This window comes from Hyella patelloides LEGE 07179, from assembly GCF_900659865.1.
In the GTDB taxonomy this organism is placed as follows: Bacteria; Cyanobacteriota; Cyanobacteriia; order Cyanobacteriales; family Xenococcaceae; genus Hyella; species Hyella patelloides.
On the sequence record NZ_LR213968.1, the window covers coordinates 1 to 12,600 of the forward strand.

At 36.4% G+C, this 12,600-nt stretch carries 5 protein-coding genes and 2 pseudogenes; 4 read left to right on the forward strand and 3 right to left on the reverse strand.

The window, feature by feature from the left end; translation table 11 throughout:
• Window positions 1-253: zinc ribbon domain-containing protein (locus H1P_RS23955; protein ID WP_144872082.1), on the forward strand; the 253-nt coding region annotated here is incomplete at its 5' end.
• 158 nt (window positions 254-411) lie between these two features.
• On the opposite strand, the gene H1P_RS23960 is transcribed toward H1P_RS23955, so the two are convergent.
• Both H1P_RS23960 and H1P_RS23965 read right to left on the reverse strand, forming a co-directional pair.
• Entirely contained in the window at window positions 412-3,498 is a 3,087-nt protein-coding gene (locus tag H1P_RS23960; RefSeq protein ID WP_222427205.1) for an alkaline phosphatase, read from the reverse strand.
• Window positions 3,499-3,918: 420 nt separating this feature from the next.
• Window positions 3,919-6,966 carry a type ISP restriction/modification enzyme gene (locus H1P_RS23965; RefSeq protein ID WP_144872084.1) on the reverse strand — a complete coding sequence of 1,016 codons (3,048 nt, stop codon included), beginning with the start codon at window positions 6,964-6,966 and terminating at the stop codon, window positions 3,919-3,921.
• A gap of 646 nt (window positions 6,967-7,612) precedes the next feature.
• Between H1P_RS23965 and H1P_RS23970 the strand changes: the two are divergent.
• A pseudogene (locus H1P_RS23970) lies at window positions 7,613-8,077 on the forward strand (IS701 family transposase); the annotation flags it as partial.
• A 76-nt stretch (window positions 8,078-8,153) separates the two neighbouring features.
• A complete protein-coding gene (locus tag H1P_RS23975; RefSeq protein ID WP_144872088.1) occupies window positions 8,154-9,107 on the forward strand; it encodes an IS630 family transposase in 954 nt (317 codons plus the stop codon).
• A gap of 34 nt (window positions 9,108-9,141) precedes the next feature.
• Here the strand turns inward: H1P_RS23975 and H1P_RS39475 are convergent.
• A pseudogene (locus tag H1P_RS39475) lies at window positions 9,142-9,366 on the reverse strand (alkaline phosphatase); the annotation flags it as partial.
• A gap of 2,413 nt (window positions 9,367-11,779) precedes the next feature.
• On the opposite strand from H1P_RS39475, the gene H1P_RS23985 reads away from it, so the two are divergent.
• The coding region (locus tag H1P_RS23985; protein WP_222427206.1) for an esterase-like activity of phytase family protein at window positions 11,780-12,600 on the forward strand (821 nt) is incomplete at its 3' end.

Consider the following 12,600-nt stretch of genomic DNA (forward strand, 5'->3'; position numbering starts at 1 on the left):
TTCGGAGTTGGTAATTGTCGCTCGATTTTATCCTAGTAGTAAAACCTGCTCGAATTGCCAACACATTAAACAAGATTTAACTCTCTCAGATAGATGGTTTATCTGTGATAATTGTGGGGTATTTTTACCTCGTGATTGGAACGCGAGCATCAATCTAGCTCGCTATGCGGATGGCTTGTCCGTGAAAGCTTGTGGAGTAGTTAACGCCGACGTTGCTACTGTGAAGCAGGAAGTAAAAAAATCGCCAATCTAGCTTGTCTAGGTTTGTCTATGATTTATAAAGCAGTGTCTTAAACTCTCTTTGACTGTAAATGCAAACAAGTTCGCTGGTGTTATGAGCGATCGCAAAATTAACCAAAAAAAACGGGGAATATCCCCGCCACAAAATACTTGACATCAATGTTTATTCAATTAAATAACTTCAAAAGCGATCGCAAAATCGTCAAAATCACCATCGCCACCACCAAGTAAATCTTCAAAACCGAAAGTATTATTACCTAAAGGTTGAACGTGATCTAAACCATCGGCATTAGCTTCGGCATAAGCAGTAAAGAATTCTGTACCATCAGCTAAAATGTAAGGGACGTAAACAAAACCACCTTGAAACTCCACAGTTGCATCTTCATCATCACTAATTTCCACCACACTATTAGCTAAAGCAGAAGCTTCGTAACCTTCATCTCCCACTGCAACTTCAGCACCAGTCAAAGGATCTATTACTGTCCCTTCGGCGTTAATAGCTTGATAGAAACCGCCTGTGTTGTCAAAACCAGCGTTGGAGGTTGCACTAACTTCCACAGTGAAATCTAAAAGGTCAACAATATCTTCTTCTTGGACTGCTTCTTCTGGTTGGGCTGCTTCTTCTGGAGTTACACCAAAGAGGGTTTCATACATAATACGATACATATCAGTATTATCTACAGTATCCTCTAAGAGATCGGAATTTAAACCGTAGGCTTTAGAAACAATACTTCCTGCCACATCAGTAGTACTTGCATAAGCTACGCCAAAATTAAAGGTATCCCCGTCAGCATCGGGTGCGCCAGTGGTAAAGGGTGCAGTATCGTTACCAGTAGTACCATCAAGGGGAACGGGAGTACCATCAGCATCGTCTCCAAAGGAAACTAACTCAGACTGTACGCCGATAGTACCTACAGTTTCGCTGTCTTCATCAACATCAATTACTTCTAAGCCACCAGCATCACTATCAGCAGCAGTCAAAACCAAAGTATTAGGATCGACGTTGTTGACAAAATCTTGTGCCACACCAATAGCTTCATCAGCCCGCAAAGTAGCTTCAATTGCTCCTGCACTATTGTTATTGTTAGGGAAGTTATCCGAGCCTTCTTCTTCCAAGGCAACCATAAAGCCATCTTCAGCATTGGCAAACTTATCCAAATCTAAAGTTGTCTCTAGCATTTCGGCAACAGTAGGCGGATTTTCGTTTCCTGGTTGACCATAGAGAATTAACTCGCCATTTTCGTCAACAAAACCTTCTTCAGTTAAAGTTGCCTCATTGGTATCGTTATAAGTATCTTCGGCTGCAAAAATCCCCAAGACTTTTTCGGCATCTGTGGGTAAGCTTTCTAGTTCTTCGCGGGTATAAACAACGGTATAACCCATTGTTTCGGCTTCTTCGATCAGGTTACGCCCATCTTCACGGGTACCTTCTTCTCCAAAACGTCCCACTGTACCTACGGGTAAATAGTGGATTTCACCACCACCCATAATGACATCTACACCAGACTCCACAATCTCAGCAGTAATTTCTGTGACTTCTGAGCGACTTTCCACATCAGCTAGAAAAACACCAGTACCAGGTTCGGCAATAAAACCAGAGTTGATAACCGCTGTGGGTTTGCCATCAGCGATCGCTTCTTCCATGATAGTAGTACCTTCTTGACCAGATAAAGAAGTGTAGGGATTGCCTGATTCATCTAAACCATAGCTACCAGCAAAAGGTTTTATACCATAAGCATGAACTACTGCACCACCGTTGGAGGTTCCGACGATCCGATCTTCCATGTGTCCGAGATAAACTCCAGCATCGGTCATGTTATCCCAGTTGAGTCTGCCGTCTGTTCCTTCTGAAGCAAATCTTGCAGCAGCATAATGAGAAGGACTCGTACCGTCTGGGTGAATGAAAATAACGTTACCAGTATCTTCAGTTGGTTCGGGGGGCGCATCGATACTAAAATCATCGGGTACGCCTTCTGGTGGTGCTAACTCTTCTTCAAAAAGAGTTTCATACATCAAACGATAGATACCAGTGTTATCTACAGTAGCGGGAAGTTCTTCGGCATTTAAACCATAGGTTTTAGAAACAATACTACCTGCAAAGTCGGGATTACCAGCCCAAGTAACGCCAAACTCAAAAGTATCACCGTTAGCATCAGGCGCACCAGTAACAAAGGGTGCAGTATCATTACCAGTTGTCCCATCGTAGGGGATTTCAGTTTCAAAAGGAGGTTGAACCCCAGTTGTGCCGACGGTTTCTCCTTCTACATCGTCAATTTCTAAACCACCTCCATCACTGTCAGCAGCAGTAATTAATAATGTTTCAGAATTAACATTGTCGATATAATCTTGTGCCACGCCAATAGCTGCGTCAGCCCTTAATACGCCTTCAATCGTACCCGCAGCATTGTTATTGTTGCCGAAGTTATCTGTGCCTTCTTCTTCTAGAACTACAAACATTCCGTTTTCAGGATCGTTGAAAGCATCTAGTTCCAAAGTTGCATCCAACATCTCGGCAACTGTAGGTGGATTTTCATTGCCTGGTTGACCGTAGAGAATTAACTCGCCGTTCTCATCTACAAAGCCTTCTTCTTGTAACGTACCTTCAGTAGTATCGTTATAAGTATCTTCGGCTGCAAAAATCCCCAATACTTTTTCCGTATCTGCGGGCAGGCTTTCGAGTTCTTCGCGGTCATAAACAACGGTATAGCCCATTGACTCAGCTTCTTCGATTAGATTGCGTCCGTCTTCGCGGGTCCCTTCTTCTCCAAAACGTCCCACTGTACCTACGGGTAGATAGTGAATTTCACCACCACCCATAATGACATTAGTCCCAGATTCGACAATTTGTGCCGTAATACCAGTAACGTCACTACGACTTTCCGCATCGGCTAGGAAAACGCCAGTACCAGGTTCGGCAATAAAACCAGAATTAATTACGGCTGTTGCTTTACCTTCGGAGATCGCTTCTTCCATGATAGTCAGGTCTTCTACCCCAGAAAGAGATGTATAGGGATTGCCTGATTCATCTAAACCATAGCTACCTGCATGGGATTTAATTCCATAAGCATGAACCACTGCACCGCCGTTAGAAGTGGCGACAATCTGGTCATCCATGTGTCCGAGATAAACCCCTGCATTGGTCATCTCATCCCAGTTCAATCTACCATCGGGTCCTTCTGAAGCCAAACGCCCTGCTGCGTAATGAGAAGGGCTTGCACCATCTGGATGAATAAAAATTACGCTGTTATTGCTTGTCATATACTCCCCGTTATTCTAATTTCAAGTAAATTGATTGTTAGTATTTAATTCAGCGATCGCTTTCAAACGAAGTCAACATAAAGACTTCCACTTAATGCTTTCAAATTAGTATTAAGAAAACATAAAGAAGAGGTCACTCAATTAGTTAAGAATTAGAAAAAATTACTTTTTTTTACTTTTGATTGCTAAACAATTTTACGCAGAGATTAGTTGCGATCGCTTACAAGATTTAGTTAGAATAAAGAAGTTATTGACTTCTTTAGTAGCAATTTTCAAGATATTTTGATATCTATACATACAGTAATATCTATGAAGATTAAAAAGAATTGCGATCTCCCTTTATAAGATATTTTGCGATCGCTTTTGTCAATCAAAAGACAGATTTAATCCTGTCTTAAATTCATTAATTAGTAAACAAATTTATCTTGTCATTTGTTCGATAATTTTTATAGTTTCCACACTTACCTGACAAACTTTTTGCAACAGTTCAATTACTTCTTCTTTATAGTCAGCAAAGCGATAGGTATTAAATTTTTCGGCAATGGTTTGATCTTTTGGTTTTTTCTCTTTATATTGATCCAGTACCCATTCAATTGCGCTACGATTACCAAGTTTATATTGCCAAGCTTCAGCAGGAACACCATGTAAACTGGTATCGGTATCTAAAATAATTGTGCCTTTTTCTTTATCGGTTTTTAGTTTAACTTTTGGTATTTGTTTTCCTCTCCTTGTAGGATAGGGGTTAGGGGAGAGGTCAATTCTTTTTAATTGATAAGGTTCTACTGTTTCATAATTAATATGTAAATCCATTAATTGTCTACCCCAAGCTACCCACTGAAGGAAGTTATCATAAAAGGGAATACGGGGAAAGTCTCGTTTCAAATTTTGCTGATATTTTTCTCTGTATTGAGGATCATGTAAAACAGCGTAGACATAGTAAAAAATTTCCGATTTGGTAATTGTAGAGGCAATTCGCGAACTGCCCTTACCTAAATTGCCCTTACTGTAATAATCTTGGAATTGTTTTAATCCCCAGTCGGTTATATTTTCAATGCGATTTCCCGATTTATCGTAGGTATATAGTGGTAGACATTGAGAATCACCAGTAAGATGTAAATCTATTAATGTATTACTAGCTAAACAATGGAATAACTTGTTTGAACTAATATTTGTCAAGACAATTACTGAATTAAAATTGGCTAAATTATGAGAATATATCTCATAATGATTATTGGTCAATCTATCATTAAAAATTTTTTCTGTGTAAGTATAAACTCTGTAGTATGGTCTATAAAGAGATATTTTAATTAACTCTTCTCTATATCTGGTTTTAAAATTTTGTTTTGCATACTTTTTAAGTGAAGAACTCCATTTGATAGAGGAATGTTCTTGTCTACAATCAACACAGTGATTATAAACATCTGTCAAAAAATTAATCTTATTAATTAAATTGGATTTATCGCGATCATAAACCCACTCATCTCTATTTGTAGCAATTCCTAAAGAAAATAACTTGAATATAGCTTGTTCTGATTTACCTGCTTTAACATCTTTATCAATCAACGGAATTAGTTCGTTAAAATCATTATTCGTTTGATTAATCCAATTATTTTGCTTGTCAGGAGTAGTATGTAAAAAATCTATTTCTTTAAACTTTGTCACACCAAGAAACTGTAACTTATCTTTTGCTGTATCAAATTCAGAACGACGAGCATAAAACATTTTACAAGGAGTATTATTGTTATCTTCCTTTTTTACCAAAAAACAAATAGCTACACCTGTTTGAATTCCAAAAACGTTATGAGTCGTACCAGATAGTTTAGGATTAGCCCTGACATTACCACCAAGATCGATCAGATAAATTTCGCTAAATTCATCTGCTACTACTTTGCGAAAACCATCAAATGTTCTCGCATCGATAAAAGAAGAATTAGTAATAAAAGCAACGATACCATTATTATTTAGTCTATCTGTTGCCCATCGGATAAACCGAGTATACATATCATAAAGTTTTGTTTTTTGAGAAGTGCTACTTTTTACATAAGTATTTTTAATGCGTTTATCTATTTCTGAATAACTACGATTAGCATTGTTATCATTAAAGTTTTCTTGATTTGCATTATAGGGGGGATTGCCAATAATAACTGAAATCTGTTTATCATTTTGGCGTTTAATTCTGGCTGTATTCTCTACTGATAAAGCAAACAAATCCATTTGCTTACCGTAGAAAGAAGTATGCTCTAGAGTATCGACAAAACAGATATTATCAAACTCTTCATACTCACCCATCTTTTGCTGATAGGTGTATTCAATATTAAGATTAGCAATGTAATAAGGCAGTATAGAAACTTCATTACAATGAATCTCATTTTGATATTTATGTTTGAGTTTATTCTTTGGTAGATACTCAATTAATTCTGTAATATAGGTGGCTGTTCCAGTACATGGATCGAGGATATCAACGCCAGGATCGGCAAGTAATTTATTAAAATGTTTGTGTGTTAAATAGTCGACGCTTTCTATCATGAAGCGGACTATCTCATTGGGGGTATAAACGATACCTAATCTATCTGCTGCTTTCGGATTATATGCCTTATAAAAATTTTCGTAAACTGCTTTGAGAAACCTTTGTTTTTCGTGATGATTGCCGATGTTTACCGCAGTGCGTTTAATTACTTCATAGTAACTATTAATCTTTGCAAAGGTATTTCTTTTGGTTTTGCCAGTAAAAAAAGAATTAACAACATTTTGTAATTCTCTTGCGATATTATTCTCACGGTGAAAATCAGAATTATTAAAAATATTGATAAAAATATCCTCTGTTAAGATATGCTGAATAATCATTTCTCGCACATCTAATAAACTAATTTCAGGATTAATCGATTGTTGACAGATATCTAAAAACTTATTCCTTGCAGTAAGAAATTGATTGTTATTTTTAGCTTGCTTTGCAATTAAATCTCTTAAGGCTTCTAAAATAGTGGGGATATCTTCTTTAAAAGCATTAATCGCCTGACGAAAGTTACTAACCTCTGGTGGAACATAGTTAATAAATTCTGCAATTAAGCCATCTAAATCGGACATATCTCTCATCTCAACACGTCCAGTTTCTTCGCCACTTTGAATTAAAACCGCGGTTTGAGAGTCTTCAAATAAAATATTCTTATCGGGATAACCTTTTGCTAATTTCTTATCTATTTCTTCATCTAAATTGTCATATCGATCTTTGGCTTCCCAATAACCATAATCTAATCTAATAGCATCCTTAACTGTTCCGTCAGGATATACAGTTTTACCAGATTTTGTTTTATAATCCAGTTCGGGAATTAATAAATAATCTCTTGGCTGACAATAAGCATTAAGTAAATTCTGAAACGCTGTTCTAATAGATGTTTCTTTTCTCGAACCACCATATTGAATTATTTTTTCTACTTCTGCATGATATTGGGATATTAAAAGACGGGACATAAACAGGAAAGGTTAATCAAAAATTTATATAACCTCACCTTTCCCTAGAAAATTACCTTTAGTAAAAGTAATTTTTCGTAGCTTTATAAATTTATTGTAAATTTTTTTATTTAATTTTAAAAGTATCTAATATTTATAATCTATGCAGTATACAGAGTTATTTTTTATATTGAAGTAAAAATCTATCCCCAAAAATAACTAAATATATTCCCTGTGACATATCAATTATTCAGAGAAATTACGAAAACCACAAATATATCACTCGTATAAATTTACAGAAAATAGTAAAAACAAAATTGGTGTTTCTTCTAACAAGCTCTAAACAAACAATCTAATATCAATTTGTAAAATACCTAAGACACATAAATTAAGGGTTTGGGCGATTTGCCAATCGTCCCTACTAAATCTTGGTATTATTTAAACAAAAAGCGATCGAGAAAATTACAAGATTTAAAATAATAATCAAATTAGTTAAGTCTTCATATCTTTTGTTTTTGATTGTAGAGAATAATTTCGGCAAACCTATTATAGATTAATTAGATAGATTAATTAGAAATAGCGATCGCTATTCTCCATAAAAAAAGACGAGGATAAACCCTGCCTTGATAATATTTAGGAAAAAACTAATTGATTAAAGAATACAGCTACATTTCAAGCTGAAACTAATGGTCTTCAAGGTCAGAGAACTATCGCAATCGTCATGAATGCTAGCTCTCCAGAATCAGCTACTGAAATCGATTACTTAATCACTAATGAACAAGGCGAACGAGTAACAGGAGAATGGATAGTCAAAACATTTTCCAAGAGAAACTATATTGAAAAGTTTTATCGAGAAGCTAAAGGATGGTTAGGCTTAAAAGAATATCAAATGAGAAAAAAAGAAAGTTTAATTCGTCACTTTATTCTAGTTTTTACAGCCTATACTTTTATTATTTATCAGCAATTAATGGGTGGATTAAGAAAACGTTATGCTAATAAATCTTTAACAACTTTTGCGGAAACTTTAGAAGCATTTCTAACAGGTATTTCCTACAACTTCTTTTGCTGGTTACAAAACAATAGAGACTTTTTTGTTGCTCATAAAGCGGAACGGGGATTTGTTTGGGGCTAAAAACAGGTTAAAAGGTTTCTCTGCCTAAAATGTAGTCTTTATCGATCGCTTTTTCCCTAAAGTCCAGAGCTTATATTTGCTCAAAATAAATGTAGCAGAAACAGTAAGATATTTAGCCGTAATCATGGGGCGTTCTGAATCAACAATTCATTATTGGCTTCAGTTATATAAAACTGGAGGAATGGCGAAACTTCTGGAAGAACCACCTCAAACAGGAAGACCTAAGAAACTAGAAATAGAAACCATAGCTTCTCTTCAACAAGAAATATCTGAACAGGAAGGATTTAATAGTTATAAAGAAATAAAACTATGGCTTTCTATCTGCCAGAATATTGAGATAAGTTATCCAACAATACACAGAATTGTTAGATATGAATTGAAAGGAAAATTAAAAATACCTCGTCCCATTCATGAGAAGCAACAACCAGGAGTAATAGAAGCTTTTAAAAACCACTTTCCCGACAGAATCAAAGGATTAATCAGCGAACTTAGAGATAAATGGGGGGATAAATTATCTATTTCTTATTGGTTTCAAGACGAAACTAGATTGGGTTATCGAACTGAATCAGGAAGAAAAATAACTAGAGCAGGAGTTAAACCAAAGCAAATTTTACAATGGCATTATAGTTATTACTATATTTATGGGTTAGTCGAGCCAGTAGGAGGAAGAAGCTTCTTTTATGAGTTTTCGCATTTTAATTCTAATTGTCTGGGGGCTTTTTTAGCCCAATTTGTTCAAGAATATAGTCAGGAAATACATATTATTCAACTAGATAACGCTTCAGTTCACACTGCACACAAATTAATAGTTCCTGAAAATATTATTCTTTTATTTCAACCGCCTTACTGTCCCGAACTTAATCCCATTGAACGAGTTTGGCAATATATTAAGCAAAAGCTCAAAAACTTATTTTTTGCTAGCCTTGATGATGTTAAGTATAAAGTAGGGAAGATTCTTAATTCTTTATCTGAAGATATTATTTATTCTTTGACTGGTTGGGAATATATTTTAGATGCTCTATCTCTCTAGTTACTTTTGAGAACTGGTATGACACACCAGTTTCCCGCTCCAGAGTGTCTCCTTCTAATGCAGAATTACTTTTATCTCCATCGATATAAGTTCCGCTAGTGGTTGCCACTGCATATCCATCTAAGTTTTGGAAACTTAAACCTGCACCAGTACCTTCAGTATAAAAGTCAGAAAGGGTATTACCTTCATGACCTTGATTAATTGCTTCTTGAATTGCAGCAGCACGAGCAATTTCCCAGCCCATGCCATCACCAATCATGATGATTACGTTTTTAGCTGTGGTTGGTTCTGGTTCTGTAACAGTGGCATCCACGCGAGTATCACCGACATCTGCACCAGCTAAGTCAGGAGAACCTAAAGCCTCAGCTAATTCAGGGGCAAGTAATAAGTCTGCTTCAGAGATAGTTAATTCTTCAGAATCAGCAGCCACATTTCCTGGCGCGCCAACATCAAATAAAACTTCTAAACCCAATCCATCATCTAAGGTATCGGCTACAAAAAAGCCACTAGCTGTTTCGGAAACTCTTGCAGCGTCAAAGCCAATGGAAAAGTCGCCTAAAGTTACTTCTGCTTCTCCTAAGCCTAAAGTAATATTTCCAGAGTGTTCAATTGTACCCCCAGTAGAAGCAAAAGGGTCTGCTTCAAAAGTAAAGTCGGTATCTTCTGTAATGGGGAAACCAACCTGAAACTCTTCGGAGAATGGTTCTCCTGTGCTGTCTGCACCTACAAGAGTTAATCCTGCTGCTGATTCTAGTACAGGTAAATCTAGAGCAACACTGGTAGTTCCAGCATCGACAGTTAAGTTATGACCAGCCATTTAATTTATTCTGCTTTAATTTTTGTTTCTTAGTAGATTCACTTAGTGGTTTCTACTAACTTGTGAACCGAGTATAAATATTCTCAGAGCAACATTAAGGTTACATGAAGAAGAGGGAGGTAAATTAGTTAAGAAAGTAAGAGAATAACTATTTCTTTATTTTTGATTGCTGCGTAATTTTCAGCACATATTTTTAAAGATCATTTTATATATACTTAAGCAGTAATTGATGTATTAAGAAAAATTTTTTTATTTTAAAAAAACCTTTTAAATTACCTAAAATTAACAAAAAATAATCTTAAATCATATTTGACAAATTTATAATTTAATGTTCTCAAACAAATATGTCAAAAATATATGATAACGATTATCTTTATTGCAAAAATAGTTGATAGTCAATATTTTTGACGTTAAAAACATTTTTTTAGTCAGTATTTAGGCGATCCAATGATAATGATTATCTTTATTAGATTACTGTTAATTGATTAAAATATGAAGTAAATAATGATACGTTTTGTTGTTAATAGCTAATAGCATTTTTAATGCCTAGAAGAAAGCCAAAAAATTTAAAACCATACCACCATGAGGTAACGCTCATCATTTTTTTGAGCGACAGATTTGCTTTGTTCTGTTTACAACCATTTCCCTAACTCTTAAGAAGTCATATAGAGTTCTTGCAAAAGTAAATTAAGAGAGTTATTTGTAGTTTAAAAGAGCCTCAAGTGTAGTAAAAGGAATGAAGTGTGTTATTAATGGTCATAAAAGATGATTTTTAAGCTATTTTCGCGATATACAAGGAGAAAAATGTTCGGGATAGTTGTGCTATGTGGGTAAGGACGGAACTCCGTCAGTTTTCGCGGGGCTTGTGTAGTCTGTTATTTTTCGACAAAGTAGGTCTTTAAAAGAGCTTTTGAAAGAACTTGTTTTCTAATAGTGTTTCACCTCTAGTTTCTGCTTCATCTTTTCTTCCTGCGGTCAACTCTCGCTTTTAGTGATGAGAGGAAAGCAGGGCAGAGTTTACTGCTCTCCTGTTTACAGTTTTGATGCAGAATCTTTAAATGCCAGTGGTCGTAGCCGTTGTACAATAATTTTGTACTGGAAAGCGAAAACCAAGCGAAGGTACAATGCACCTTGAAAACTGGATGTATAGGGTTCTGTTCGGAAAAGCTGGAACAGGTAAAATGTCCAAGCATCAAGTACTAAAAAGCTTTGGCTGAAACCGTACCGCAGGGCTTGCGGGATCGGGCTGTTGTAATACAGTAAAGGTCTGTGGACGTACCAATGTTGGGGGCATAACTTTAGGGTTGTGTCTAGATATGTGCGGGTGAAACAGAAAGACTCAATCGTGAGGCTGAGAATCCCTCACTTTCAGTGAGGGAGGATGTCAATGATGGACTTCGGAATCTTCACCTTCACAGACATTGACACTTGGTACTAGTGTTCTGTCAATTAAAAATTGACGGGTAAAGGGAAAGGGGAAAAGGTTAAAGGAAGCTGTAAAAGTTGAAAAATTACCCAGCAAAATAAAGTTGACAAAGTACTAGGAATCAGTTGACTTTTACAATAAATTTTTTACGTAGGTGTCTGACACTACTCGCCTTATTCTATAAAGACTTCAAATTTTATTGTTTGGTTATTAATTACTTCATAGTCTTTTCTTAATTTTAAAGTGCAAAGCTGTTACAGGAAGAATACGTAGATTTTTTGATGATATCATCTCAGTCGCTTATATTTTGTAGCCTATGATAGTTATTCATCTGAGTTGACGACTCATAAAATTTTGTACTACTCATTTTTTCCCTACAAATGCAGAATTTTAAACCTCTTTAGCGAGCAGTAACGGAGCATAAAAATAATGAGTGAAGAGTCAATGCAAGGTAGTTTAGCGGGTTTTGCCTCTTTACCCGCAGATACTTTTGCAGAAGGACCGACTTCTGGTGCGGATAGTGGTGATGGTACTCCCATCGATGCTAATGGTCGTATGGGACCTTTTGATGGACAGCCAGTACAAGGCTTTAGTGGTGTTCAATTTGCTCCCGATGGTAATGGAGCATTTTGGTTTTTATCTGATAATGGTTTTGGCGCACAGACCAACAGTGCAGACTACTTATTAAGGATTTATCAGGTCGATCCTAACTTTACGGGTGAACTAGAAAATGGAGACGGAAGTGTAGAGGTACAAGGCTTTGTCCAACTTTCCGACCCCAACAATTTAATTCCTTTTGACATTATCAACGAAAATACAGAAGATCGTCTACTTACTGGTGGCGATTTTGATATTGAATCTTTTGTAATTGACGATAACGGCGATATTTGGGTGGGGGAAGAGTTTGGCCCTTATGTGTTGCACTTTAACTCTGATGGAGAGTTAGTTGAAGCTCCTGTTGCTACGCCCAATGTGACCAATTTGAATACTCTTAACGGTCAAGATCCCTTAGTAATAGGTCATCGTGGTGCCAGTGGAATTTTACCAGAGCATACTTTAGAAGCCTATGCTACAGCGATCGCTCAGAGTGCAGATTTCATCGAACCTGATTTGGTTAGCACGTCTGATGGTGTGTTAATTGCCCGTCACGAACCCACCCTAGCACAGGTGCAACTCGATGAAGAAGGTAATATTCTGTATGATGATGATGGTCAGCCAATTCTGAGTACTGGTACTGCCAATACCACCAA

What these genes read in the sequence shown, in the direction of transcription:
- H1P_RS23960 (WP_222427205.1), bottom strand. Translation starts at nt 3,498, where the DNA reads ATGACAAGCAATAACAGCGTAATTTTTATTCATCCAGATGGTGCAAGC.
- H1P_RS23965 (WP_144872084.1), bottom strand. Translation starts at nt 6,966, where the DNA reads ATGTCCCGTCTTTTAATATCCCAATATCATGCAGAAGTAGAAAAAATA.